The organism is Pseudomonas sp. 1121_17, assembly GCF_052850745.1.
In genome coordinates this window covers 323,137-347,130 of record NZ_VXCX01000003.1, presented here as the reverse complement: position 1 = coordinate 347,130, position 23,994 = coordinate 323,137, and the positions used below count along the sequence as shown (strand labels likewise).

Below are 23,994 nucleotides of genomic sequence, written 5' to 3'. Positions count from 1 at the left end.
GCGGTGTACAAGCTCGCCTTCTTCGTCCCGGCCAGCCATGTCGAAGTGGTCAAGGCCGCCGTGTTTGCCGCCGGTGGCGGCCGTATCGGTGGCTATGAGCACTGCGCCTGGCAGACCCTTGGCCAAGGCCAGTTCCGGCCGATGGCCGGCAGCCAGCCGTTTCTCGGGCAGGCTGGCGAGGTCGAGCAGGTCGAGGAGTGGAAGGTCGAGCTGGTGGTGGCCGACGAGCTGATTCAGCAGGTTGTCACTGCCTTGAAGCACAGCCACCCGTACGAAACGCCTGCTTATGAGGTTTGGCCATTGGCTGACTTCTGAGCTGTCGTTGTCGTACTAATGAAAAGCCCTGGCGGGCAACTGCCAGGGCTTTTCACGTTCAGGCACATTCATTCACCGTAGCCGGGTTTGCCGCGATCCCGCTTTGCAGGCCAGGAAAGTGGCGCAGCGCTAGCATGTGAGCCCTCGCCGGGTACTGGGAGCAGGCAACCTGTCCTGCCGTAAGCGCCTCAGTCCCCTCAGTCGCGGCTGCGTGACTTGGGTAGAGAAGTGCAGGCCAACAGCCCGACTTCAAACAGGATCCACATCGGCACCGCCAGCATCGTCTGTGAGAACACATCCGGCGGCGTCAGGATCATCCCCACCACAAAGCAGCCGACGATCACGTAGGGCCGACTCTTGCGTAGCGTCGCCACATCGGTCAAACCGGCCCAGACCACGATGAAGGTCGCCACCGGGATCTCGAACGCCAGGCCAAACGCCAGGAACAGCGCCATGATGAAATCCAGATACAGGCTGATGTCGGTCATCATCGCCACGCCATCAGGCGTCACGCTGGCGAAAAAGCCGAACATCATCGGAAATACCAGAAAGAACGCGAAGGCCATGCCGCTGTAGAACAGGACGATGCTCGACAGCAACAGTGGCAGGGCGATGCGCCGCTCGCGCTGGTACATGCCGGGCGCTATGAAGCCCCAGGCCTGATGCAGCAGCAATGGCATGGCCATGAACAACGCGCACATCGCGGTCAGCTTGAACGGAGTCAGAAACGGCGAGGTGACGCTGGTGGCAATCATGCTGGTGCCTTCCGGCAGGTACCTGCGCAGCGGTTCGGAAATCAGCGTGTACAGCGTCTGCGCGAACGGGAACAGCGCGGCGAACAGCAGGCCGATCATCAGCAGGGCGCGCAGCAGGCGTTTGCGCAGTTCGCGCAGATGCTCGGTGATCGGCATGCGAGGCTGCTCAGGCACAGCAATGCTCATGATGCATTCTCCTTGGCGATGACCGGCGCAGCGGCATCATTGGCCGGCTGCGTGTCGAGGCGGATACCCTGGCGCAGATCCTGTTCCAGGCGTTGCAGCGGCGCGCTGTCCAGTGCCGGCAGGTCGATCTCGCGTTCGACCTGGGTGCGCAGCGTGTGCATCGCGCGACGGGCCTGGCCCAGCACGCGGCCGACCGCGCGCGCCGCCACCGGCAGGCGCTCGGGGCCGAGCACCAGCAGGGCGACGATGCCGACCAGCATCAGCTCGGTGAAGCCGATCTCGAACATCAGGCCTGACGGTCCGTGTGCGCCTGCGGCACGCTCTGCCCGTTCAGCGTTGGCGCCTGCTCGGCCTGAACATTGGCAGCGTTGTTGGCATTGGTATCGCCGCCCATGGATTTGCGAAAGCCCTGAATCGCCTCGCCGACATCGCTGCCCAGGCCCTTGAGGCGCTTGGTGCCAAACAGCAGAAACACGATCAACAGCACGATCACCAGTTGCCAGATTCCAATACCACCCATGTCAGCGCACTCCTGTAAGGCCATGAAAAGAGAAGCAATCCTGCCTGTCCTAGATGACGCCTGGATGACGGTGGAACGGCTGCCATCTGCCTGCAACACGCACGGTGTTGACTGGCGGCTTTCGGTGATGAAAAGGCAGGCGGCAATGGGCGGTAAGCAACAGCAGGGTGCGGCACTGTTGATGGTCATGGTGGCGCTGGCGATGCTGGCTGCGGGCTTGACCTGGCTGGTCGAAGGTGGCCGTCGTCAGGTCGATGAAGTGCGCCTGCTGCAGCAGCGGGTGCAGGCGCGGGCGATGCAACAGGCCGGTCTGGCCTATGCCAAACAAGCCCTGCGCGATCCCGCTTGGCGGCTCAGCCCGCTGTTCTGGCAGGCCCTGCGCGGACAGCCACTGAATTACGATTTTGCCGGCGGCACGGCGCAGTTGCGGGTACGCGATCAGCACACCTGCTTCAACGTCAATGCCCTGCTTGGCAACGACGCCGCGCGCGCCGAGCGCCAGCTGCGCTACTTGCTGGGCGACAACATGGCGGCCGAACGGCTGGTGCACGGCCTGGCGGACTGGCTCGACAGTGACAGCGATGCCCGCCTGCAAGGCGCCGAAAGTGCCCAGTATCTGCGCCAGCAGCCACCGCGGCTGGCGGCCAATCAGCCGATGCTCGACAGCAGCGAACTGAACCTGCTGCTGGAGCCGGACGCGACCCGCCAGCGCCGCTATCCGATGTTGTGTGCGATCGCGCAGACCAGCGGCTGGCGCTTGAACGCCAACGCCTTGGGCCTGGAACACCTGGAGCTGCTCGATGCGTTGTACGAAGGCAAGTATCCGCGTTCACTGCTCAGCCGCATTGTCAGTGGCCGGCCTGCGACCGGTTATGCCGATGCAGCGGATCTGCGCCAGGCGCTGGGTGCGGTCGATGATGAAACGTTCGAGCGCTTGAGTGAGGGCTTGCTGCTCAACAGCGGCCATTACCTGTTGCAGCTGTCGTTCGAGGAAGAGGGTCTGAGCTTGCGCAGTCAGTTGCAGATCGAGGCTCTGGGTGTGGTGCAGTGGCATGCGCGGGTGCCGGCGCAGCAGGTGCGCGTCAAGGCGCGCGAACCGTTGTTGTGAGCCCACAATCGAGAACGCCCCGGTCGCAGTGCCAGGGCGGCGCTGCAACCGGGGCGTTGCTCAGGTTCGATCAGGCAGTGCCGATCTCGCCGCCATCATTACGCTGAATGACTACCGTCGAAGCTCGCGGGCGCACCGTGGCACCTGCCGGAGTGGCGTCGGTAGCGACATCGTTGTACGGCCAGTTGCCCGGATGCTGGATGTTGACGAACATCGACTTGTTGTCTGGGGCAAAGGCAATCCCGGTCACTTCACAGCCGTTCGGGCCAACGAAGAAACGGCGCAGGGCTGACTGGTTCTGCGCGTTCACCGGGATCTGCTTGCCAGCAGCATCGACCAGATCGGTCGGGATCACCGCCAGCAACTGGTCGTTGGTGTAGTCGGTGAGGGTCGACTCGCCGTTGTCGGTTTCGATCCAGAGTACGCCGCGGCTGTCGAAGCTCATGCCATCGGGGCTGGCGAACTGGTTCAGTTCGGTCAAGCCGGAGCGGTTGATATCGGCAGTGCCGGCAGCGTTGGCGCCAAACACGAAGATGTCCCAGTTGAAGCTCAACTGGTCGTCGCTGTCGTGCCAGCGGATCACGTGGCCATGACGGTTCGGCCCGCGTGGGTTGGCGGCATCGACCTTGTCCGCAGTGCGCGCGCTATTGTTGGTGAGGGTCAGGTAGACGTCACCGTTGACCGGGTGTACCGCGGTCCACTCAGGGCGGTCCATCGGCGTTGCACCAACAGCATCGGCGGCGCCGCGGGTATTGATGATGATCCCCGGCAGGTCCCCGAACAGCGCACCCAGGGTGCTGCCGCCGGTGGTGGCGGTGGCGACGTCGAGCAGCAGCCAGTTGCCGCTGCCGTCGGCATTGAAGCGGGCCACGTACAGCTTGCCTTGGTCCATGTACTTGGCACCGGTAGCCAGGCGATCGGCCGGGGTGGCGTCCGCCGGGTCCCAGACCGCGTCGGAGACGAACTTGTACAGGTATTCGTTGTTGGAGTCGTCGCCGGTGTACCAGACCAGCGGCTTGCCCGCGACCGGCAGGCCCGGGCAGCAGCCCTCGTGGCGGAAGCGGCCCAATGCGGTGCGCTTCACTGCCAGGGTGCTGGCGTTGTATGGGTCGATCTCGACGATGTAGCCGTAGGTGCTGGCTTCGTTGCGGTAGTCGTCAGTGGCGCTGGCGCCGCTTGGGGTGATGTTGAAACGGCCGAATTCATCGTCCACTTCGCTGGCATCACCGGCACAGGTTTCCCAGCGGTACTGGCCACGGGTGGCGCTGACGCCGATGCGCACCTGATCCGCCGGGCGGGTCGCAGTGTTGACGAAGATGCCTGGCCAGTTTTCTTCGCAAGTCAGGTAGGTGCCCCACGGCGTGTAGCCATTGCCGCAGTTGTTGTTGGTGCCGCGGCACTGGGTACCGGCTGGGGAGAATTTGGTCTTGACGTGGTCGCTGCCGCGCAGTGGTCCGGCGATATCCATCAGCGACACCGTGGTGAAGCGGCGGTTGAGCGGGTCGTTGTCGACCACCTGCCAGCGCCCGCTGACCTTGCTCAGGCGGACCACGCCGGCGCCGTGGGCGTTGATTTCCTTGCGTGCTTCTTCCACCGGGCGCTTGCCGCTGCCGTCGGTGGTGGGGCCGGCCGGGTGCAGTGCGGCGGCATCGATGTACTCGAAGTTGATCGCCAGCAGGCCGTCATCCGAGCTGCCGTTGATAGGGAAGAAGTGCATGCCGTCGTGGTGCATGCCCATCGCGTTGGCCTGGTCGGTGGAGGTGTTGCTGCCATCGGACTTCCACGGATTGGCGTTGCTGTTCAGCGGAGTGCCCCAGGGCGCCAGCACGTATGCGCTGTAACCGGCAGCGACGACGCAGGCATCGGTGCGCGAGCCGGCGATGGAGTCGAAACCGAGCTTGAGCTTGACCGGCTCCGGGGTCGACGGCGAGTCGTTGTCGGAACCGCCACCACTGTCGAAACAGCCTGTCAGACCGGTGCCGGCGATCATTGCGATGGCTGCGCCAAGGCTGCCGCGCATCACGGTGCGACGGCTCAGGTAAGTGTCCATGACGCTGGCCATCGGCAGGTTGCCGCTTTGGTTGCGGTCCAGGTTGTCGCCGGTGTCTCGACTCATCAGGGTGTCCTTATAGTGGCTGAGTTGGAGGAAACCGCGACTGTAGTGCTCAAGTGTGATGATTCCTTGGCAGAAATATTAAGGTCTGCTTAAAACTAGCAGTTCTTACCAGTACGTCTTTACAGATCAATCGGCGATTACTGTCGGATATCTGCCATGAAACTGTCATCTGAGCGCCGCAATATCCGAACCCCAACGTGAACTCGGAAAAGGATGCGGGCCTGATGGTTAGCAGTGTGGGCAGACGCGAGGTAATCAGCTGGATGGGTGTCGCGGCGTTGACGCCGTTGCTTGGCGCCTGCTCGGCGCTGCCCGGCCAGCGTGGCGGCGGCGCGCCGCTGGACCTGCTGTATCTCGCCGACACCCTGGATGCCCGACAACCCGGCCAGGCGGTGGTGCCGGCGACGCGCCTGGGGCCGGTCAGCCACCTCGGCCGCGCGCCGTGGATGACCGGCGCCAGCGCCAGTGCCGCATCCCCGGAGCTTGCGCCTTTGCTGGATGCCAGCCAGAGCAGCCGTGCACAGCTGGGTGGGTACCCGGTGCTGGCCGCGTTGCTCGAGCAACTGCGCAACGAAGCCGGCGCAGACAACTGCCTGACCCTGGAGAACGGCCAGGGCTGGAATGGCAGCGGCCTGGCTTATCTAAGCCAGGGCGAAAGCGGCGTGCAGGGCAGCCAGCTACTGTGCAGCGATGTCCGCGTCAGCAGCGATGAACGTGTGCTCTGGCCACAGCGCTGTGCGGCGCTGTATCAGCAGTCTGCCGCGGCGACACTGGGCGCAGGCCTGTCTGCCGAGCAGAGCAAGGCGCTGGGCATCGACAGCCTGCGGGTGTTCCAGCGCGCAGGTGTGCGGATTGCGGTGGTCGGCGTGACCGACCCTTATGCGCAGGATCAAAAAGCCTCTCTGAAGCAATGGTATCAGTCACTGCAGGCGGTCTTTCAGCAGGCGCGGCGCGAGGCTGATCTGGTCGTCGCGCTGGCCGATGTCGGCACCGGCCCGGGCCTGTGGCTGGCCGAGCGCGTGCCTGAAATCGACGTGCTGCTGTGCGCCCGTGGCCAGGACTTGTGGCCGGCGCCAGTGCTGGCCAGCCAGGCGAGCGGCCGGCAGGTGCCGGTGCTGTTCGCCGGTTGCCGTGGCAGCGGCGCGTTCCGTTTGCGTTGCCAGCAGGTGGCGGGTCAATGGCAGTTTCAGGCGCGTTTCTTTCCCGCCTTCGAGCAGCAGTTGACGCCCGCTGCCCAGGCGCGTGCCGCACAACTGCGCAGTGTGGTGCGGGCGCAGCGTGCCGGCCATGCCGCTTGGCTCGACCTACCGTTGGCGCGAGCGCCGCAAGCCCTGTGGCGGCGCGATACGCGCGGCGGCAGTTGGGATGCCTTGCTCCAGCAAGCGTTGTCTGACAGCAGCGCCATGCCGGTGTTGTTGCCGGGGCTGCGCTACGACTATCCGTTGGCAGGCGGTGAAATGATCACCCGCGAGCACCTGATAAGCCTTACCGGTGGCTACCCGGCGCCCGTGGTCGAGGCGCCGGCACGGCAGGTTGAACAGGTGCTGGAAAACGCCGCCGAGCAGTTGTTCGGCGACCCGCTGCTGCTCGACAACAGCCAGGATCTACCACGCTGGCAAGGCCAGGCCTGGCGCGTCAGTTACAGCCCGCAGGGCAAACGTATCGTTGACTTTGCCACCGTGCAGGGCCAGTGCCGCACTTTCGGCCTGCAGTTCGCCGCCGATGCCGGTGAACCGCTGTGGCAAACCCTCGAAGCCTGGTTGCGTCGTCAGCCCAGCGACTGGCGCCTGGCACCGCTGCAGTTGCCTGAGGTGCGCTATGTACAGGGGCACCCCGGCTGGCACCCACGGCAGGCCGCGGCGTGAGCTGGAGCAGTCGCTTCGGCGCGTTTTTGCTGTTGACCCTCGCCGGCTGGCTGGCGGCGCAATGTGTGCTGCAGCTTAGCCGTCAGCCGCTGCCGGCCACGACGGCCCAGCCTGAACACGCGGCCATTCCAGGGCTGATGGCGGGGCACTGGCAAGCCCCGCTCGACACAGGCGAGATCCCTCTGACCCGGCTGCCGTTGCAGTACCTCGGCGGGCTGCGTGCCCAGCCGCTGTCGGCGACGGTGGTGGTGCTGCGCTTCGGCGAGCAGATTCGCACCTTGGGCCGCGGTCAGCGGCTCGCGCCGGGGATCGTGCTGCAGGACATCGATGGCGCAGGCCTGATTATCGACAACCAGGGGCGGCGCGAACGCCTGCCCTGGCCGCCACGGCCCGCCGTGACCGGCTTCAAGCGGCAAGGATGAGTTGATGTTTGCTAGATACTGCGCAGCGGCTGCATTGAGCCTGAGCCTGAGCTTGTCATTGGCCTGGGCCGAAGAGCCCGAGGTGCTCGACGAAGGCGGCACGCCGATGTACGAAGTGAATTTCGTCGACACTGACCTGGTCGAGTTCATCGACAGCGTGTCGCGGATCACCGGCACCACGTTCATCGTCGACCCGCGGGTCAAAGGCAAGGTCACCGTGCGCACCGTCGACCGGCATGACGCTGACGCCATCTACGATATCTTCCTCGCCCAGTTGCGCGCGCAGGGTTACGCCGCAGTCGACCTGCCCAATGGCAGCGTCAAGATCGTCCCCGATCAAGCCGCGCGGCTCGAGCCGGTGCCGGTCGAGAACGCCGCCAGCAAGAATACCGGCAGCGATGGTGTCGCCACCCGCGTGTTCAATGTGCGCAATGCGGGCAGCGAGCAGATACTAGGCATCATCAAGCCGCTGATCGATCCCCGGGTGGGCGTGATCACGCCGTACCCTGCGGCCAATCTGCTGGTGGTGACCGACTGGCGCAGCAACCTCGAACGCATCGACAGCCTGCTGCGCGAACTCGACCAGGTCAGCGAAGAGCCACTGCAGGTGATGAAACTGCAGCACGCCAGCGCTGCCGATACCGCTCAGTTGGTCACGCGGCTGCTGGCCAGTGAACAGGCCGCCGACCGTGCCCAGGTGGTGGCCGACCCGCGCAGCAATGCCTTGCTGGTGCGCGGCAGCGCCGACAGCCGTGAGCGCGTGCGCGCCTTGTTGGCGCAGCTGGATCGGCCCGGTGACAACCTGCACAGCAGCAATACCCAGGTGATCTACCTGCGCCACGCCAATGCCAGCGAAGTGGTCAAGGTCTTGCGCGGCCTGAGCCAGACCGGCGCGGTGCCGGCCGAAGGGCAGGGCGAGGGCAAGGATCAGCCTGTGGCGATGGCCAGTGACTCTGGTATTCGCCTGGAATACGAGGAGGGCACCAACGCTGTGGTGATGGTCGGCCCGGACAGCGAGCTGGCGGCCTATCGCAACATCGTCGAGCAGCTGGACATCCGCCGTGCGCAGGTGGTGGTCGAGGCGATCATTGCCGAGGTCTCGGACATTCAGGCCCAAGAGCTGGGTGTGCAGTGGCTGTTCGCCGACGAGAAGTTTGGCGCTGGCGTGGTCAACTTTGGCAGCAACGGAGTGAACATCGCTGGTATTGCCGGCGCGGCCGCCGAGGGCGATACCAGTGCGCTGGGCAAGCTGCTGTCGGCCACCACCGGGGTGACTGCCGGCATCGGCAACTTCGGCGGCGGCTTCAACTTCGCCATGTTGGTCAACGCACTCAAGGGCAAGAGCGGCTTCAATCTGCTGTCGACGCCAACCCTGTTGACCCTGGACAACGCCGAGGCGTCGATCCTGGTCGGTCAGGAGGTGCCGTTCGTGACCGGCTCGGTAACCCAGAACAACGCCAACCCGTACCAGACCATCGAGCGCAAGGAGGTCGGGGTCAAGCTGCGGATCAAACCGCAGGTCAACGTCGACAACAGTGTGCGCCTGGATATCGTCCAGGAAGTTTCGTCGATTGCCGACAGCAGCAGCGCCAGTGACGTCATTACCAACAAGCGCGAGATCAAGACCAAGGTCATGGTCGAGGACAACGGCCTGGTGATTCTCGGTGGCCTGATCAGCGATGAATTGAGCACCAGCAACCAGCGTGTGCCGCTGCTTGGGGATGTCCCGGTGCTGGGCCGCTTGTTCCGCTCCGATGCCAGCCGCAATACCAAGCAGAACCTGATGGTGTTCATCCGCCCGCGCATCCTGCGTGACGGCCCAAGCCTCGCCGGTCTGAGCCAGGACAAGTACCGCAGCCTGCAGCAGAGCACGCCGCTGCAATTGCCAGCGTTGGCCGAAGGCTCGCAGTTGTTGCAGGTGTTTCCGGCCAGCCGCGCGCGGCTCGAAGGCGGTAACTGGTGATGCTGCCCTATCGCCTGGCGCGCCAGTCCGGCCTGGCCCTGGCGCCACTCGCCGAAGGTTGGCAGCTGTGGCTGCGGGCCGACGCCGACAGCGCGCAGTTGCAGGAACTGCTGCGCGTGCACGGCCAGCCGGTAGCGGTCGAGTACCTGCCGGCGGCAGACTTCGATCAACGCCTCGGCCAGCTTTATCAAGCTGGCAGCGCGGCCAACCAGGCGTTGATCGAAGGCATCGGCGAGCAGGTCGATCTCGACAGCCTGATGAGCGAAATGCCACGCATCGAAGACCTGCTCGAAAGCGATGACGAAGCGCCGGTGATCCGCCTGATCAACGGCCTGTTCGGCCAGGCCATGCGCCTGCGTGCATCGGACATCCACATCGAAACCTTCGAGCAAAGCCTGGTGGTACGCCTGCGCGTCGACGGCCACCTGCGCGAAGTGCTGCGCCCACCGCGGGCACTGTCGGCGATGCTGGTGTCGCGGATCAAGGTCATGGCCCGCCTCGATATCGCCGAAAAACGCCAGCCACAGGACGGCCGGATCACCCTGCGTGCCGCTGGTCGCGAGATCGATGTGCGGGTCTCGACCTTGCCCGGCATCCACGGTGAGCGGGTGGTGATGCGCGTGCTCGACAAGCAGGCCAGCCTGCTGGCGCTGGACAATCTGGGCATGCCCGCCGCCGTGTTGCAGGGCTTGCGCAATTGCCTGGCGCGGCCCAATGGCATTGTCCTCAGTACCGGCCCGACCGGCTCGGGCAAGACCACCACCCTGTACGCCAGCCTCAACAGCCTCAACGACGGCAGCCGCAACATCCTCACCGTGGAAGACCCGGTCGAATACGCCATCGCCGGCATTGGCCAGACCGCGATCAACCCACGCGCCGGGCTGACCTTTGCCGCCGGCCTGCGGGCGATTCTGCGTCAGGACCCGGACGTGATCATGCTCGGCGAAATCCGCGACCAGGAGACTGCACAAATTGCCGTGCAGGCCAGCCTCACTGGCCACCTGGTGCTGTCGACCTTGCACACCAACAGCGCCGTGGGCGCCGTTACCCGTCTGCGCGACATGGGCATCGAGCCGTTTCTGATTGCCTCGTGCCTGCGCGGCGTATTGGCCCAGCGGCTGGTCCGGCAACTGTGCAGCTGCGCTGTCGCGCAGCCGCTGCAGGCCGCAGAAAAACAACTGTTCCCCGAACTGGGCGCGTTGCGCGAGACCTTTCACGCGGTCGGCTGCGAAGCCTGCCAGGGCAGCGGCTATGCCGGGCGGATGGGCCTGTACGAATTCGTTGAACTGGATGCCGGGCTGATTGCCTTGCTGTACGAGGGCGCCAGCGAAGTGGCCATGCACGCCTACCTGAGCGACCGTCGGCGCAGCCTGGTGAGCATGGCCAGTGACTGCCTGCAGCGCGGCCAGACCAGCCTTGCCGAAGTGTTGCGCGTGGTCCAGGGCTAACCTATGCCGACCTATCGCTACCAGGCCGTCGACCTTGCCGGCAAACGCCACGCCGCCACTTTGCAGGCCGACAGCGAGCGCCATGCACGGCAGTTGTTGCGCGAGCAGGGCTTGTTCGCCAAAGACCTCAAGCGTCACGACAACGCGCCCGGACGCTCCCGTCACCAGCGCCTCAGCCGGGCGCAGCTGTGCGAGCTGACCCGCCAACTGGCAACCCTGACTGGCGCCGGTATCCCTCTGGTCGATGCGCTCGCCACGCTGGAGCGGCAGTTGCGCCAGCCGGCGCTGCAAGCGGTACTGGTCGGTGTGCGCGGGGCGTTGGCCGAGGGCCTTGGGCTGGCCCGGAGTTTGGCAAGGCAGGGCGCGCCGTTCACTGGGCTCTACTGCGCGCTGGTCGAAGCCGGTGAGCGTTCCGGACGGCTGGCGCAGGTGCTGACGCGGCTGGCAGATCACCTCGAACAGGTCCAGCGCCAGCAACACAAGGCGCGTACGGCGTTGATCTATCCGGCGGTGCTGATGGGTGTATCGCTGGCCGTAGTGGTCGGCCTGATGACCTTCGTGGTGCCCAAACTCACCGAACAATTTGCCCATTCCGGACAGAGCCTGCCGCTGGTGACCTCGATCCTGATCGGCCTCAGCCAGGGCCTGGTCAGCGCCGGGCCCTGGCTGTTGGCGGCGGTCGTGCTATTCAGCGTGATCAGCCGCTGGCTGCTGCGCAAAGCGCACTGGTGCCTGCGCCGCGATCAATGGCTGTTGCGCCTGCCGCGTATCGGCGGCCTGCTGCAAGTGCTGGAAAGCGCGCGGCTGGCGCGCAGCCTGGCGATTCTCAGCAGCAGTGGGGTGGCCCTGCTCGAAGCGCTGCAGGTGGCCACCGAAACGGTTGGCAACCGGCGCATTCGCCAGGCCATGGAACAGGTCCGCCAGCAGGTCGAGGGCGGCACCAGCCTGCACCGGGCACTGGACGCCAGCCAACAGTTTCCGCCACTGCTGGTGAACATGGTCGGCAGCGGCGAGGCCAGCGGCACCCTGGCCGACATGCTCGAGCGCGTGGCCGACGATCAAGAGCGTGGCTTTGCCCGTCAGGTCGATACCGCGATGGCGCTGTTTGAACCTTTGATGATTCTGGTGATGGGCGGCGTGGTGCTGTTCATCGTGCTGGCGGTCTTGCTGCCGATCATGCAACTCAACCAGGGCCTGCAACTGTGACAAGGAGAACCGGCAATGCAGCATCGACGTAAGCGCCAACAAGGCTTCACCCTGATGGAAATCATGGTGGTGATTTTCATCATCGGCCTGCTCATCGCCGTGGTCGCACCGAGCGTGCTGGGCAATCAGGACAAGGCCATGCGCCAGAAGGTCATGGCCGACCTGGCAACGCTCGAGCAGGCGCTTGACATGTATCGGCTCGACAACCTGCGCTTTCCCAGCAGCGAGCAGGGCTTGGCGGCGCTGGTTACAAAACCGGCCGCCGAACCCGTCCCGCGGGCCTGGCGCAGCGACGGTTATATCCGCCGCTTGCCAGAAGACCCTTGGGGTACTCCGTACCAGTACCGCATGCCCGGCGAGCATGGTCGGGTCGACGTGTATTCGCTGGGTGCCGATGGCGTAGCGGGCGGTGAAGACCTGGATGCCGACTTGGGCAACTGGGCGCTGTGACCGATGCTCGCCCAGCGTGGCTTCAGCCTGATCGAACTGCTCGTGGTGATGGCGATTGCCGGCTTGATGAGCGGCCTCAGTGTGGCCTGGCTCGACAGTGGCAGCAGCAACGTCAGCCAGACGCTCGAGCGGCTGGCTGCACAGACCCGCGAGCAAGCTGCGCTGGCGCGCCATGCCGGGCAATTGCGCGGGCTGCGTTGGAACGGCCAGCAGCCGGAGTTTGTCCGCCGCGAGGGCGACGCCTGGGTGGTCGAACCGGTGCGCCTCGGCCAGTGGCCAAAGACGCTGCGCCCGGACTGGCCCGCCAGTGCTACGCCGCAATTGCTGTTCACTCCCGAGGGCTGGGCACAACCCGGCACGCTGCTGTGGCGCTGGCCGCAAGGCAGCCAGCGCTGGCAGTGGGGGCGCGACGGTCGCTTGCTGACCCAGGCCGCGCCATGAAGTCGCGCCAGGCGGGGTTCACCTTGCTTGAGGTCGTGGTGGCGCTGGCCATCGCCTCGGTGCTGGCGGTGATCGCCAGTCAGGTCCTGCGCCAGCGCCTGGCGGTGCAGGAGACCGTCCAGCAGCATCGCCTCGGGCTGCTCTGCGCGCGTGAATTGCAGGCGCGCTTTGTCGTCGAGCAGTACTGGCCTGCGGCCAATCAGGGCAGCGGAGAATTGCAGCAGGGCGGGCAGATCTGCCATTGGCAACTGCGATTGCGCAGCACAGGTGTGCGTGACCTGCGCCGTGGCGAGCTGCAGTTGTTCGCAGACCGCGAGCAGCGCCTGCCGCTGGGTTTGTACAGCGTGTTTCTGGAGCGGCCATGAAGCGTCGCCAGGCAGGCTTGACCCTGATCGAGCTGATGGTCGCGCTGGCCCTGACCGCCGTGCTCGGGGTCATGCTCGCCGCGCTGGTCAACGGCTGGCTCAAAGTTCGCGAACGTCTCGACAGCACCAGCAACGAACGCGGTGTGCTGGAGTTTTGCCTGGCCCTGGAGCGGCGTTTCGACAGCCCGGTGCTGCGCCGTCTCTACGAGCAGCGCTTGCCCTTGGCCGTGCGCTGGCTCGATTGGCAACCGCAGGCGCAGCAGTTGCTCTGGGTGGCTGCCGCCGCCTGGCCGCAGGCCGAGGGCGGCTCGCGACTGCAACGTCAGCGCCTGCGCTTCGATCCGCGCGAGCAGCAGTTGCTGTTGGAAAGCTCGGCAGACCTTTACGCCGTCGGCATGCCGCATTGGGTCGTGCGCGAGCGGTTGCAGCGGGTCAGCAGTTGGAGCGTTGTCTATTACCAGGGCGGCCGCTGGTTGGCCTGGCCTTCCGATCAACCGGCACACCCCGGCGCCGGTGTGCGGCTGCAACTGCAGCGTGATGGAGCACCTTATGTCTGCACGTTCGCTTTGTCCCATGGGCTGTCCTGAAGGTGGCGCTGATGATTGTTGATTGGCGTCGCAAGCGCAGCGCCCGGCCTTGGTTGCTGTTGCGTCCGGGCAACGTTGATCAGCCGTGGGACTGGCTGCTGGTGCAGGGTAACCAGCCGTCGCGCCACGGCAAAGGCCAGCCCCCGACCGATCTTGAGGCTCGGGTTGCGCTGATCATTCCTGCCGCGTCTTGCAGCCATTTTCACATGTCCGCGCCACCCGGCTTGAAGCGCGACGAATGGCCGCTGCTGCTTGAAGACCGACTGTTGCAGGCAGCTGATGACGTGTTGTGTGCCTGCCTCGGGCGTTCGCCAGGACAGTTGCGCCTGGCAGTGGTTGCGCGGGCGCAGTTGCAAGTCTGGCGCGAGCAATGCGCGGGGTGGGCGTTGAACATCGAACGCTGCTGGACGGAGATGCAATTGCTGCCTGCGCCTGCTGTCGGCAGCGGCTGGCGCTGGCAACGTGGCAATGGCCTCGAGCTGCTGCGTGCCACTACCGCCGATGGCCTTGAACACTGGCTGTGTTGGCCGCAGCGCCTGGGCCAGGAACCGTCCAGGCCGTGGGCCGAACTGCAGCTCAATTCAGTGCAAGGTAGTTGGCCGACCCAACTGCAATGCCTCGATAGCTTGCCCGATCTGTTCGCCGCGCCGCGTCAGCGTCAGCCGCTCAAGCTGCCACGTGGCCCGTTGCGCCTGGCCGTTGGCTGTCTCGCCATGGCCACGCTGTGGGCCGGCATCTGGGTGAGCCAGCAGTGGCGCCAGGCTGAGGTGTATCGCCAGCAGGTGCTGGCCGTAACCGGTGAGCAGGCCACGCTGCGCCAGGCGAGTGTGGCACTCAAGCGCCTGGGCGAGGTGCACAGCGAGCGTCAGTTGCGCCTGCGCAAGCTGCAGGACTTGCAGGCGCAGCTGGACCTTTGGCTGGGTAAGAATTCCGGTTGGCGCCTGCAAGCGGTGCGCTTCGATGGCCAGCGCTGGCAACTGCGCCTGGACGGGGAGGGCAGGGCCCCGGACTGGCAGGCGCTGGCCAAATCCGTCGGCGCCAGCGTCGAAGTCGGCGCTGCAGGGCAGTGGCCGGTGGTGTTCGATCTGGGAGCCGCATGATGGACCGTCAATGGTTGCACCGAAACCGTATGCCGCTGGCTTGCGGCCTGATCGCGCTGTTGCTGCTGGCGCTTGCGAGCCGTACCGCGCTGGCGCACTGGGGGGAGATGCGCCAATGGCAAGCCTTGGCTGAGTCGGCGGCCAGCTTGCAGCAAGGTGCGCCGGTGAGTCTTGAGCGCCTGCGCCAATCAGCGCAGGTGCGGCAGGTCAAGCTGCTCGATGTCGAGCCGCGCGATGGCCTCTGGCAGTTGCGCGGCCAGGTGGCTGATGAGCAGCATCTGCAACAGTGGCTGGCGGCCTTGCAGGCCGATGGCGTGCAGTTGCTGCAATGGGGTCTGGAGCGAGACCCAAGCGGGCTGCGTTTCGAGCTGCAGGTGCAGCCATGAGCAAGCGCGCTGGGCTGTGGCTGGTGTTGGTGTTCTGCGTGAGTGTGCTGGCGCAACTGCCCGCCAGCTGGATCGTCAGCGGCCTGGGCCTGCCCGCAACGGGGGTTGTCGGCAGCCTCTGGCAGGGCCAGGCGACGCAGTGGGGGCAGCTTGGGTTGGTACGTTGGCACTTGCAGCCGTGGCGCATCAGCGGGCAGGTGCAGGCGGGCTTTCAAGGCCAGGACTGGCAGGCACAGGTGTCCGGCTGGCCCTGGGCGTGGCGGGCAGAACTGGCCGCGCTTGGCGCGCAGGCACGGGTGCCGGTCGGCTTCCGCCTGGCCGGGCAATGGCAGGGCGCGATAAGCATGCAGGGCTCTGGCTGGGGCTGCAGCGCGGCGCAAGGGCAACTTCAGGCGCACGACTTGGCACTGGTCGAGCCATGGTCGCTGGGGCTGGGCCGGGCGACGCTGCAGATGGACTGCAGTGACGGCTGGAATCTATCGGGAACACTGCAGGCAGACGGGCAGCACCACGGCCGTGTGGACGCTGACCTGTTGCGCCGGCAAGCTAAGATCAACCTCGCGCTGGAGCCTGACACTGGCCTGGTGCCGATCTTGCGGGGGGCGCAGTTGCTGGGCATGCAGGCATTACAGATGCAGCGCCGTGTCAGCTGGTAGCAACCCACCCGCGCAGGCCCGCACGTTCTGAACCGAACAGGCCAGCGCAGCCCTCACTCACTCACGTGGCGTGCGTGGGTCTTGAATACTCGATGCGAATACCTCGCTTCGATCATGCCCGCTGGTGCGCAACAAACCCAGGTTCAAGGCATTCTCACCATCAGCGCGCATGCTGTTCTTGATCACGTCAACCAATGCCGTGCCCAGATCGACCGGCGAATTTGACGCATTCACAGCCACATCGCGGCGGTAGTCGCGGCCATATAGGGTCTGCTCGGTGACGGATGCAGCCTGCACCTCCACCTGGCCTTTGCCTGACTGCAGCTTGGCACCTTCCAGTTTCAGATTGCCGCCGACGTTGAGCTGGACTCCATCGCGTCCACTCAAACTCGCTTGCTCGCTGACGGTATCGCGCTGAACCTGCGACACGTCCAGTTTCAGCGTAGGCGACAGGTTTGGGTCGACCTTGCTGACCTGTTTGCCGAACTTGCCGGTGAGCTTGTCGCCTGCGGGACCTGCCAACGCAGCCAGGGCATTGTTGAAGCCCTGCGGATTGCGCTCGCGGCTCAAGCGCGCATCAACATCGACGCTTAGGTTGTTGACCTGATCTTTGCGGCTGGCGACCAATAGATCGCCACCGATGTCGGCGTCGATGCGTCCCGCATCCAGGCGCGCGCTCAGCAAGCGACCGTCGCCGCTGCTGGTCAGGACGATGTGGTCGGCGCGCAGGCTGCTGGTGTTCCAGGTCTGGTTGTCGCGTTGGTCGAGGTTGACCTTGACCCGGCCGTGCAGGCCTTGGCTGTCGAGGCTGCCGCTGGATTGGGCAAAGCCGGCGCCGGCAGTGATGGCGAGGTTGTCGCGCCGCTCGCTGTTCGATGAGCCTTCCAGCAGCAGGCCGCCGTTGTCTGCGGTGATCGCGATCTGCCCCGCCGTCGCCTGCAGCCCTTGCAGGTGCACGGCAGTTTCTTCGCGTGCGCTGCTGGCCAGGGCCAGCTTGCCGGTGGTGTCGATCTGCGCATCCACTGCCTGGCGCGAGGACTCATCCACACGACCACTGTTGAAGTGGCCGCCGACTGCGCCACCGCGGCTATCGCCTTGCTTGAGGGCCAATTCCAGGCCGCCGCCGAGGGCGTTGCCGTGGGCCTCGTGACTTGAGGTGGCGGCCTTGACCTGCAACAGTCCGGCGCTGTTTATATCGACGTTGGCGACCTTGGCCGCACGGCTGCCGATACGTGTGCCTTCCAGCAACAGGTCGCCAGCACTGCTCAGGCTGACATCGCCCTTGGCGTCGATCTGGGCTACCTGCGCAGTCGTATCGTCGAGCGAGCGTTGCTCGCCCTTGAGATAGCCGCGCACTTCACCCCCCGTGCTGCCGGGGCGGTTGCCGCCTTTGGCCCAGGCGTTGCCCTCGATGGCATTGATCTGCTCGCTGTGCCGATCAGTGACCTGCACAAGGCTCAGTTGCCCGCCGCTGTGCAGGCTTACCCCCGCATCGCCACCGTCGAAGCGGCTGCCCTCATAGCGCCCTTCGCTGCCCAACTGAACCTGAATGCCTTGCTTGCCGTAGAGGCTGCCTGGGCGGGCCGTGTCCTTGCTGACAAGACTTGCCAGTGAATCGCCCTTGGCCGAGGCGCGCACATTGATGTCTTCGCCAGTGCTGGTGTCGACCCGCAGGTCGCCGCCATAGGCCAGGCGGTCGACCTTGCTCTGCTGTTGATCAACCGCTGCCGCCATGTGATGACGGTCGGCATCGATCTGCAGGGTGCCGGTATTGGCTCGCCATGCCGTACCTTGATCATCGATGCGATCTGCCTTGACCACCACCGAGCCACCACTCAGCTCGCTGACCTGCGCATAGCCGCGGCGCTGGTTTTCCAGGCGTTTGAGGTGCTCCACAGTCATGTCGGCGCCGGCACTCGGGGCGACCAGCGCCTCCTCCACAGAGGCCTGCTGGAAGCGCTGACCCTCGCCTCCTGCGATCAGTTGCTCGATCGGCCGGGTGAGCCCGCGGTATTCCAGGCTGCCACCCAGGCTGGCGCTCCAGTCGTTACGGTTGTGCTCGCGCACTTCAGTGTCATGCACTGCCCGATTGTCGATGTGCTCGGCATCGATTTGCAGAGTATCGCCGGCAGTCACCCGTGCGGCTTCGGTGACCAGTTGCTTGCTGTTGATATGAAGCTTGCCTGTGGCCGAGAGTTCGCTGCGCTGCACCTTGCTGTCCTTTTGCTGTTGCGTATCGCGGTTGTGGTGGCCTTCGAAGGCCGCACCGAGCTTGTCGATGCCGCCGCTCAACAGCAGGCCGCCGCCGCTCTGACGGGAGCTGTCGAGCGACTCGTGCTGATTGTGGGTGGCGCCCAGGGTGGTTTGCTGTGCGCTGATGTTCAGGTCGCCGTGGGTGGCCTTGACCTGTGAGCCGTTGAGTTGCAGGTGGGCATCGCTGCGCAGGTCGACGCTGCCGGCATGCAGCTCACTGCCCAGCTGAGTGGTGTCTTGCTGCTCATGCTGGCTATTGACTACCTGATAGCCCAAGCCCGCCTGATACTGGTGCGAAGCAGGCTTGCCGTCCTCAGCCTCCTGGGTCTGCTTGGCAGATGCGGTGAGGCCGCGTTGATGAGTCGAAGTCTGCTGCTGGGATCGAGACTGGGCACTGTCGATCAGCAGGTCGCCCTTGGCCTCGACCTTCAGCTGCTGGCCAGCCTTGAGCCTGGAGCCGTGAATGCGCATCTGCTCGGCACTGGCCAGATGCAGGTTGCTCTGCGCTTGCACCTCGCTGCCCTGGGCTTGTTCATGTTGTTCGGCGTCGTCCTTGCTCGTGCTTATGAGGCCGAACAACTTGCTATCGCGGCTGTGCGAGTGGGAACTTGACAGGGTCTGCCCGCTTGTGACTTGGAGGCTGCCCTGATCACTTTGCAGGAGCGCATCGTTCTGGCTGTGCACCTCACTGCCGCGAATCGTGATCGCGCCGCTGGCACTGGCGCTGACCTGGCCAGCCTGAAGGCGGCTGCCGCGGGCGGTTTGCTGGTAGTCATCGCTGTCACTGTCGCCATTCCACAGGTGCTTGCGATGGCGGATGCTCTGTTCGACCCGCTTGCTGTCGACACCGGCATCGATGTCCAGTTTGCCGCCGCTGACGAGGTTGATCTGGCCCGCGCTGGTCAGCGTCGCGGCGACCATGCGCAGGTCGCCGCCCGACTGCAATTGGACCGCTTCGTCAGCCTGTAAGGTGGTGCCTTGCAAGGTGCGCTCGGTACTGGTGCGGTCGCGGTTGTAGGTTTCGGTGGTGACGAACCACCAGCCCTTGTCCCAGTTCTCCTGCTCGCGGGCGATGGTTTCGCGGGTAGTGGTATCCAGGGTCAGCTGTTGCCCGGCCTTGGCTTCGATACGCTTGGCCTGGCCATCAACAGCGCGCAGGGTCAAGTTGTCCATGGCCTGCAGCGCCAACAGCCCCTGCTCGCTGCGTAACGTGGCGGCCTGGCCGGGTTCACCGCTGATGAACAGATCGCCTGCCGAACCGATGCTGACGCCGTCGCGGCCGTTGACCTGTACCGCGCCAACGCGCACGCCGGCACCTTCGCCAGTACTGACTACCCGAATACGCCCTGCGTGCATCGCACCGAACAGCTGGGCGTCGATGCTCGAAGGCGTCGCAGCCAGGTGTTCGACGACGTTACCGGTCACCGCATCGATACGATTGCGGCCAACGGTGATGTTGAGGTCGTCCTTGGCACTGAGCTCGCCCGTGCTGTGAATCTGCGGTGCGATCAGGTCCAGCGCACCGCCGTCGTTGCGCTGGCCGCCGCTCAGCACCTGCAGCGAACCGCTCGCCTGCAAGGTATCGAGCAGCTTCAACTGCTGGTCCTGGACCTCTGCAGTACCGACCGCGAAGCCGGCCCGGGTGGTGTTGATGAAGCTGCCGCCGTTGAGGGTGATGCCGTTGGGGTTGGCGAGGATGTAGTTGGCCGCGCGACCGAAGATTTCCTGCGGGCCTTCGATCAGCGAGGCGTTGCGGCTGACCACCTCATTGAGGATGGTCGAAGCGGCCTGACCGTGAAACTGAGGGTTGGCCGCCAGGGCGCCGGCCAGCTGCGACTGGCCCGACTGCAGCGAGTTGTTGAGCACCAGCCCGGGCTTGCCGACGTTGTAGTCAATGAACTGGTTGTGCGACAGGCCACTGGCATTTGGCGGGACGATTTCGATCACCGGCACGCCATGGGTCGGGTTGATCACGGGCGTTCCACCGGGGCCGCTGCTGGGCTGCAATGCGGGTTGGGCAAGGGCTGCGCCCGTGCAGAACAGGCCGACAAACACCGCCCAACGTAGTGTGTCTGGTTGAACCAGGGGGAGTTGCGCAAGGTTTTTCATTATTGTTTTTCTCGTGGTGGTGGGTGAATTACAGGGACAGGCTCCAGTCCAGCACCCAGAAACCCGGCTCGAGTGCCTGTCGAGAGCGGTCACTGGCGTACAGCGGATATTGGTAATCGAGGCGCAGGCGGCTGCCCGGCAGGCTGACCTCGACGCCAGGGGCGGCGCCGGCCAGTCGTTGCCAAGGGCTGTCGCTGGCGAGGCGAGCCCAACCCAGGTCTAGGCTGAGTTGTGGGCGCAGCTGCAGGTTGAAGGGGAGGGGTACGGCCAAGGGTTGGCTAACGCTGTTGCGCCAGACCGCGCCGCTGGCGCCGGCGACGCTGTAGGCGCGAAAACCGCGTACCGCCGAGTCGTCGCTGAGCAGCAACTGTTCGATGGCCGGCAGCATATCGCGGCTGTACTGCAGATTGAGTTCGCTCTGCCAGCGCCAGGGGCTTTGCGCTGGCCCCTGACGCAGATGCAGCAGATTTGCCCGGTACTTGAGAAACTGCGCTTGTGGATGCGCGGCTGCGCTAGCCGGTGGGTCTGCGCCCAACCAGGCCAAGCCGCGGGCAATGCCGAGGTAGCCGTGCCACAGGCCTGCGTCCAGCCACAGCAGATTGACCCCGGACTCCAGCGTGGTCAGGGTCGGGCTCTGTAGTTGCAACAGGCTGTCGTCGAGGCGATTTTGCAGTTGCTTGCGGTCAAGCCGCGCGCTGGCACTGAGCATGCCGTGCTGACCGCGCCAGAGCACGCGCTCGACGCTCACGCCCTGAAAGCTGCTGGTGCCGTTACTGGTGTAGCTGGCACCCGGGATCGGCGCTCGGTAGCTGAGCTGGCTGGCGTTGACGGTGAACGTCCACGGGCCATAGGGCACGCTGTAGTAAAGGCTGGCACCCTGGCTCTGCCCTGGGGCATCGAATACGGCGGCGTTGAGGGTCAGGCGCAGGTCGTCGTTGACCTGCAGCGGGCTGTCGACGCCGAGGCCGAGGCTCAACCGGTGGCGACCGGTAAGGGGGCTGCCGCGGTTGTCCAGGCGGCTGTCCAGGTGCCAGCGCGAACCCACTGCGCGCGGTTCGATGAGTATCTGGGTGCCGCCCTGCAGGGTGCCCGGCAGCAGCGCGGCAGTCAGGTCGTAGGCGCGCAGCCGATTGAGTTGGTCGAGGCCTTGCTCCAGATCAGGCAAGTACAACGGCCGGCCCAGCAGGTTGGGAAAGGCGCCGCGTAAGGACAATGGCAGGTCGGGATCGGCGAGCCTGATCGACTCGACAAAGCCTTCGATGATGACCACCTCGAGTGGCTTGCCAGTCGCTGGTCGCCGGGCCAGGTACGGTCGACTGGCCGGATAACCGGCGCGTACATAGAGTTCGGTAATGGCTTTGAGTAGACGATTGAGATCGGCCACGCCCGTGCAGGATGGCAGCAGCGGCCGCAGATGTTGTTCAAGGTCGGCGCTGGAGATCTGTTTGTTGCCGGTGATGCGCACACCGGAGATTTCCCAACACAGGTGATCAGCCGGGGCTGACGTGGTCGACTCGACACTGCTGTCGGCCCGCCCCCGGCGCTGCCACTGCTGCAAACGCTGATGCTGCTCGATTTGCTGCAGCGCCCGTTGTTGATCACGTATCTGCTGGCTGGCGGGGTCGCTGGCGAGCGCCTCTACTGTGCCCAGTAGGCCCAGCAAGAGGGCATAAAGGACTAGTCGAGCTACACGGGGCAGGCAAGTAGGCATGGTGAATTTCCGCAACTACGGCACGCTTTGCGTGCTTCTTTGCGGAAATTCTAAGAAGTTGGCTATTGGAAAATATGCCGTACCGTGCCGACCGGAGCGTCAGACAAATGTGCGAATTGTGTAGGAAATTTCTTGCCGGGAGCCGTCCGCTTCAAGGTCGGATCTCGATCATGGTGCCGTCCTTGACCATGCTCCATACCTCACGCATATCGGCATTGCGCATGGCGATACAGCCCTCGGTCCAGTCCAGGGTATGGAAATACCACTCCGGGTATTCCTCATCCAGCGGCGTGCCGTGGATCATGATCATGCTGCCGGCGGGTACGCCTGCGCGGCGGGCTTTGGCGGCGTCGGTGATGTTCGGGTAGGAGATGTGCATGGCCAGGTTGTAGCGGTCGCTGGCCTTGCGCCAATCGAGCCAGTAGAAACCTTCCGGGGTGCGTTTGTCGCCTTCGCGCTCCTTGGCGCCCTTGGGCTGCTTGCCCAGCGAGATGCGGTAGGTCTTGAGCGGCTCGCCGCGGCTGATCAGTTGCAGGCGGCGTTCGGACTTGAGCACCAGCACCTTGTCGATCAGCGGTTGCTGCGTCTGCTGCTGTTGCGCGGGCGCCTGGGTTTGCACCTGGCCCTGGGGCTTGCGAATGATGACTTCGGTAAACGCCGCTTGCGACACCGAAGCGACACCACAGCAGATAAGGGCTAGCAACCAACGCATGAAACGGTATCCCTGCAGACTAGGTAATGGGCGGCGCAACGGTCATCGGCGCCACGTATTCATGGCCTATGGGGAAGTGCTGCTCGATGCGGTCGCGATAATAGCATTCTAGTGTGCGTGCGACTGTGCGAAAAGCCAGATGGTCCCACGGGATCTCATGCTCCTCGAACAAACGCACCTCCAGGCTTTCGACGCCGACGGCATAGTCCAGATCGGCCAGCTCGGCGCGGAAGAACAGGTGTACCTGATTGATATGCGGCAGGTCGAACAGCTGATACAGCCGCATTTCGCCGACCCTGGCGCAGGCTTCTTCGACGGTTTCGCGACGAGCGGCCTGATCGATGGTCTCGCCGTTCTCCATAAAGCCTGCGGGCAGAGTCCAGAAGCCGCGGCGCGGCTCGATAGCGCGGCGGCACAGCAACACCTGACTGCCATGGGTCGGTAGCACCCCGGCGACGATGTTGGGGTTTTGGTAATGGATGGTCTGGCAATGATCGCAGACGTAGCGCAGGCGGCTGTCGCCGTCGGGGATGCGCTGGATGACCGGCTTGCCGCACGCGCTGCAGAAATTCATGCTTTGCTCCCTTTATATGCGCCTATCTTGGCGCGCCTTGCCGTCGCCCAGCAAGTGCCCGTCGGCCAGGGCTTGGGTGGCCCGCAGCTTTTGGTGCATCATGCACGGCAGGCCTTGCAATCGAGAGTGCGTATGCTGGACGAGCTGTTGCGCCGAATGAGCAACCATACCCCCGCGGCCATGGCGGGTGACCGTCGTTTTCCGGAAGCGGCGGTGCTGCTGCCCATCACCCGCAGCGACGAGCCCGAGCTGGTCTTGACCCTGCGCGCCAAGGGCCTGTCGACTCATGGCGGCGAAGTGGCGTTTCCCGGTGGACGGCGTGACCCGGAAGATCCGGATCTAATCTTCACCGCGCTGCGCGAAGCCCATGAAGAGATCGGCCTGCCGCCGGGCCTGGTGGAAGTGATCGGGCCGCTCAGCCCGCTGATTTCGCTGCATGGCCTGAAGGTGACGCCGTTCGTCGGTTTGATCCCTGACTACGTCGAGTACCGGCCCAACGACGCCGAGATTGCCGCGGTGTTCAGTGTGCCGCTGGAGTTCTTCCGTCAGGACCCGCGCGACCACACCCACCGCATCGATTATCAAGGCCGCAGTTGGTATGTGCCCAGCTATCGCTATGAGGGCTACAAGATCTGGGGTTTGTCGGCGATCATGATCGTCGAACTGGTCAACCTGTTGTATGACGCAGGTATCAGCCTGCATCAGCCGCCTGAGCGTTTCATCAATATCTGAGTGGGGTCGACCCC

23 protein-coding genes are annotated in these 23,994 nt (G+C 64.8%); 15 read left to right on the top strand and 8 right to left on the bottom strand.

Features of this window, described 5'->3' with window-relative positions; all coding sequences use genetic code 11:
• Positions 1 to 3: 3 nt before the first annotated feature.
• Positions 4 to 315 carry a Nif3-like dinuclear metal center hexameric protein gene (gene cutA / locus FW789_RS09205; protein ID WP_103436248.1) on the top strand — a complete coding sequence of 104 codons (312 nt, stop codon included), beginning with the start codon at positions 4 to 6 and terminating at the stop codon, positions 313 to 315.
• Between the two features lie 197 nt (positions 316 to 512).
• Here cutA and tatC read toward each other — a convergent pair whose 3' ends face one another.
• From tatC to tatA, 3 genes are read right to left on the bottom strand one after another with little or no spacing between them, the layout of a single operon-like run.
• Positions 513 to 1,256 (bottom strand): twin-arginine translocase subunit TatC, encoded by a 744-nt coding sequence (tatC, locus tag FW789_RS09200; protein ID WP_207072481.1) that lies wholly within the window; start codon positions 1,254 to 1,256, stop codon positions 513 to 515.
• On the bottom strand, positions 1,253 to 1,543 hold the full coding sequence (tatB, locus tag FW789_RS09195) for a Sec-independent protein translocase protein TatB (RefSeq protein ID WP_101317037.1): 291 nt from the start codon (positions 1,541 to 1,543) through the stop codon (positions 1,253 to 1,255). Before tatB ends, tatC begins: the two co-directional genes overlap by 4 nt.
• Positions 1,543 to 1,776 (bottom strand): twin-arginine translocase TatA/TatE family subunit, encoded by a 234-nt coding sequence (gene tatA / locus FW789_RS09190; protein WP_347402101.1) that lies wholly within the window; start codon positions 1,774 to 1,776, stop codon positions 1,543 to 1,545. The genes tatB and tatA overlap by 1 nt, the downstream gene beginning before the upstream one ends.
• Before the next feature lie 145 nt (positions 1,777 to 1,921).
• On the opposite strand from tatA, the gene gspK reads away from it, so the two are divergent.
• A complete protein-coding gene (gene gspK, locus FW789_RS09185) occupies positions 1,922 to 2,884 on the top strand; it encodes a type II secretion system minor pseudopilin GspK (RefSeq protein WP_340612338.1) in 963 nt (320 codons plus the stop codon).
• A 70-nt stretch (positions 2,885 to 2,954) separates the two neighbouring features.
• Here the strand turns inward: gspK and FW789_RS09180 are convergent, their stop codons facing one another.
• Positions 2,955 to 5,000: a PhoX family protein gene (locus FW789_RS09180; RefSeq protein ID WP_186697586.1), complete on the bottom strand. Its 2,046-nt coding sequence runs from the start codon at positions 4,998 to 5,000 to the stop codon at positions 2,955 to 2,957.
• A gap of 224 nt (positions 5,001 to 5,224) precedes the next feature.
• On the opposite strand from FW789_RS09180, the gene FW789_RS09175 reads away from it, so the two are divergent.
• Genes FW789_RS09175 through FW789_RS09120 form a run of 12 tightly spaced genes read left to right on the top strand, consistent with a single transcriptional unit; the run spans position 5,225 to position 15,889 of the window.
• A complete protein-coding gene (locus FW789_RS09175; RefSeq protein ID WP_446431355.1) occupies positions 5,225 to 6,865 on the top strand; it encodes a lipoprotein UxpA in 1,641 nt (546 codons plus the stop codon).
• The gene (locus FW789_RS09170; RefSeq protein ID WP_103436253.1) at positions 6,862 to 7,287 is read left to right on the top strand and encodes a pilus assembly protein PilZ; all 426 of its coding nucleotides are present in this window, start codon (positions 6,862 to 6,864) and stop codon (positions 7,285 to 7,287) included. Before FW789_RS09175 ends, FW789_RS09170 begins: the two co-directional genes overlap by 4 nt.
• Before the next feature lie 4 nt (positions 7,288 to 7,291).
• Positions 7,292 to 9,250 carry a type II secretion system secretin GspD gene (gene gspD, locus FW789_RS09165; RefSeq protein ID WP_340612335.1) on the top strand — a complete coding sequence of 653 codons (1,959 nt, stop codon included), beginning with the start codon at positions 7,292 to 7,294 and terminating at the stop codon, positions 9,248 to 9,250.
• Positions 9,250 to 10,698, top strand: a complete 1,449-nt coding sequence (locus tag FW789_RS09160; RefSeq protein ID WP_411563223.1) for a GspE/PulE family protein — start codon at positions 9,250 to 9,252, stop codon at positions 10,696 to 10,698. The genes gspD and FW789_RS09160 overlap by 1 nt, the downstream gene beginning before the upstream one ends.
• A gap of 3 nt (positions 10,699 to 10,701) precedes the next feature.
• Positions 10,702 to 11,904 carry a type II secretion system inner membrane protein GspF gene (gene gspF / locus FW789_RS09155; RefSeq protein WP_446431354.1) on the top strand — a complete coding sequence of 401 codons (1,203 nt, stop codon included), beginning with the start codon at positions 10,702 to 10,704 and terminating at the stop codon, positions 11,902 to 11,904.
• A gap of 15 nt (positions 11,905 to 11,919) precedes the next feature.
• Complete coding sequence (gene gspG, locus FW789_RS09150) at positions 11,920 to 12,354, top strand: type II secretion system major pseudopilin GspG (RefSeq protein ID WP_103436257.1); 435 nt, start codon at positions 11,920 to 11,922, stop codon at positions 12,352 to 12,354.
• A gap of 3 nt (positions 12,355 to 12,357) precedes the next feature.
• Positions 12,358 to 12,795 carry a type II secretion system minor pseudopilin GspH gene (gene gspH / locus FW789_RS09145; protein ID WP_446431353.1) on the top strand — a complete coding sequence of 146 codons (438 nt, stop codon included), beginning with the start codon at positions 12,358 to 12,360 and terminating at the stop codon, positions 12,793 to 12,795.
• On the top strand, positions 12,792 to 13,160 hold the full coding sequence (locus tag FW789_RS09140) for a type II secretion system protein (protein WP_103436259.1): 369 nt from the start codon (positions 12,792 to 12,794) through the stop codon (positions 13,158 to 13,160). Before gspH ends, FW789_RS09140 begins: the two co-directional genes overlap by 4 nt.
• Positions 13,157 to 13,747: a pilus assembly FimT family protein gene (locus FW789_RS09135; protein WP_427118505.1), complete on the top strand. Its 591-nt coding sequence runs from the start codon at positions 13,157 to 13,159 to the stop codon at positions 13,745 to 13,747. The genes FW789_RS09140 and FW789_RS09135 overlap by 4 nt, the downstream gene beginning before the upstream one ends.
• A gap of 11 nt (positions 13,748 to 13,758) precedes the next feature.
• Positions 13,759 to 14,847, top strand: a complete 1,089-nt coding sequence (locus FW789_RS09130) for a GspL/Epsl periplasmic domain-containing protein (RefSeq protein ID WP_427118504.1) — start codon at positions 13,759 to 13,761, stop codon at positions 14,845 to 14,847.
• Positions 14,847 to 15,233 (top strand): type II secretion system protein GspM, encoded by a 387-nt coding sequence (gene gspM / locus FW789_RS09125; protein ID WP_103436262.1) that lies wholly within the window; start codon positions 14,847 to 14,849, stop codon positions 15,231 to 15,233. The genes FW789_RS09130 and gspM overlap by 1 nt, the downstream gene beginning before the upstream one ends.
• Complete coding sequence (locus FW789_RS09120) at positions 15,230 to 15,889, top strand: general secretion pathway protein GspN (protein WP_103436263.1); 660 nt, start codon at positions 15,230 to 15,232, stop codon at positions 15,887 to 15,889. Before gspM ends, FW789_RS09120 begins: the two co-directional genes overlap by 4 nt.
• 57 nt (positions 15,890 to 15,946) lie before the next feature.
• Here the strand turns inward: FW789_RS09120 and FW789_RS09115 are convergent, their stop codons facing one another.
• From FW789_RS09115 to FW789_RS09100, 4 genes are all read right to left on the bottom strand, one after another.
• Positions 15,947 to 20,251: a hemagglutinin repeat-containing protein gene (locus FW789_RS09115; protein ID WP_446431352.1), complete on the bottom strand. Its 4,305-nt coding sequence runs from the start codon at positions 20,249 to 20,251 to the stop codon at positions 15,947 to 15,949.
• Between the two features lie 28 nt (positions 20,252 to 20,279).
• Complete coding sequence (locus FW789_RS09110; RefSeq protein ID WP_446431351.1) at positions 20,280 to 21,962, bottom strand: ShlB/FhaC/HecB family hemolysin secretion/activation protein; 1,683 nt, start codon at positions 21,960 to 21,962, stop codon at positions 20,280 to 20,282.
• Between the two features lie 151 nt (positions 21,963 to 22,113).
• Positions 22,114 to 22,674, bottom strand: a complete 561-nt coding sequence (locus FW789_RS09105; protein ID WP_103436266.1) for a L,D-transpeptidase family protein — start codon at positions 22,672 to 22,674, stop codon at positions 22,114 to 22,116.
• A 19-nt stretch (positions 22,675 to 22,693) separates the two neighbouring features.
• A complete protein-coding gene (locus FW789_RS09100; protein WP_101317077.1) occupies positions 22,694 to 23,248 on the bottom strand; it encodes an NUDIX hydrolase in 555 nt (184 codons plus the stop codon).
• Between the two features lie 132 nt (positions 23,249 to 23,380).
• Here FW789_RS09100 and FW789_RS09095 point away from each other — a divergent pair, with 132 nt between their 5' ends.
• Positions 23,381 to 23,980 carry a CoA pyrophosphatase gene (locus FW789_RS09095; RefSeq protein ID WP_446431350.1) on the top strand — a complete coding sequence of 200 codons (600 nt, stop codon included), beginning with the start codon at positions 23,381 to 23,383 and terminating at the stop codon, positions 23,978 to 23,980.
• The last annotated feature ends 14 nt before the right edge of the window (positions 23,981 to 23,994 follow it).

Excerpts from the sequence above, each read along its gene's own strand:
- FW789_RS09160 (WP_411563223.1), top strand. The coding sequence starts at position 9,250 with ATGCTGCCCTATCGCCTGGCGCGCCAGTCCGGCCTGGCCCTGGCGCCA.
- FW789_RS09115 (WP_446431352.1), bottom strand. The coding sequence starts at position 20,251 with ATGAAAAACCTTGCGCAACTCCCCCTGGTTCAACCAGACACACTACGT.
- FW789_RS09135 (WP_427118505.1), top strand. The coding sequence starts at position 13,157 with ATGAAGCGTCGCCAGGCAGGCTTGACCCTGATCGAGCTGATGGTCGCG.
- FW789_RS09110 (WP_446431351.1), bottom strand. The coding sequence starts at position 21,962 with ATGCCTACTTGCCTGCCCCGTGTAGCTCGACTAGTCCTTTATGCCCTC.
- FW789_RS09100 (WP_101317077.1), bottom strand. The coding sequence starts at position 23,248 with ATGAATTTCTGCAGCGCGTGCGGCAAGCCGGTCATCCAGCGCATCCCC.
- FW789_RS09130 (WP_427118504.1), top strand. The coding sequence starts at position 13,759 with ATGATTGTTGATTGGCGTCGCAAGCGCAGCGCCCGGCCTTGGTTGCTG.
- gspF (WP_446431354.1), top strand. The coding sequence starts at position 10,702 with ATGCCGACCTATCGCTACCAGGCCGTCGACCTTGCCGGCAAACGCCAC.
- FW789_RS09105 (WP_103436266.1), bottom strand. The coding sequence starts at position 22,674 with ATGCGTTGGTTGCTAGCCCTTATCTGCTGTGGTGTCGCTTCGGTGTCG.
- tatB (WP_101317037.1), bottom strand. The coding sequence starts at position 1,543 with ATGTTCGAGATCGGCTTCACCGAGCTGATGCTGGTCGGCATCGTCGCC.
- FW789_RS09180 (WP_186697586.1), bottom strand. The coding sequence starts at position 5,000 with ATGAGTCGAGACACCGGCGACAACCTGGACCGCAACCAAAGCGGCAAC.
- gspD (WP_340612335.1), top strand. The coding sequence starts at position 7,292 with ATGTTTGCTAGATACTGCGCAGCGGCTGCATTGAGCCTGAGCCTGAGC.
- tatC (WP_207072481.1), bottom strand. The coding sequence starts at position 1,256 with ATGAGCATTGCTGTGCCTGAGCAGCCTCGCATGCCGATCACCGAGCAT.
- FW789_RS09175 (WP_446431355.1), top strand. The coding sequence starts at position 5,225 with ATGGTTAGCAGTGTGGGCAGACGCGAGGTAATCAGCTGGATGGGTGTC.
- gspK (WP_340612338.1), top strand. The coding sequence starts at position 1,922 with ATGGGCGGTAAGCAACAGCAGGGTGCGGCACTGTTGATGGTCATGGTG.
- tatA (WP_347402101.1), bottom strand. The coding sequence starts at position 1,776 with ATGGGTGGTATTGGAATCTGGCAACTGGTGATCGTGCTGTTGATCGTG.
- gspM (WP_103436262.1), top strand. The coding sequence starts at position 14,847 with ATGGACCGTCAATGGTTGCACCGAAACCGTATGCCGCTGGCTTGCGGC.
- gspG (WP_103436257.1), top strand. The coding sequence starts at position 11,920 with ATGCAGCATCGACGTAAGCGCCAACAAGGCTTCACCCTGATGGAAATC.
- FW789_RS09095 (WP_446431350.1), top strand. The coding sequence starts at position 23,381 with ATGCTGGACGAGCTGTTGCGCCGAATGAGCAACCATACCCCCGCGGCC.
- FW789_RS09140 (WP_103436259.1), top strand. The coding sequence starts at position 12,792 with ATGAAGTCGCGCCAGGCGGGGTTCACCTTGCTTGAGGTCGTGGTGGCG.
- FW789_RS09120 (WP_103436263.1), top strand. The coding sequence starts at position 15,230 with ATGAGCAAGCGCGCTGGGCTGTGGCTGGTGTTGGTGTTCTGCGTGAGT.
- gspH (WP_446431353.1), top strand. The coding sequence starts at position 12,358 with ATGCTCGCCCAGCGTGGCTTCAGCCTGATCGAACTGCTCGTGGTGATG.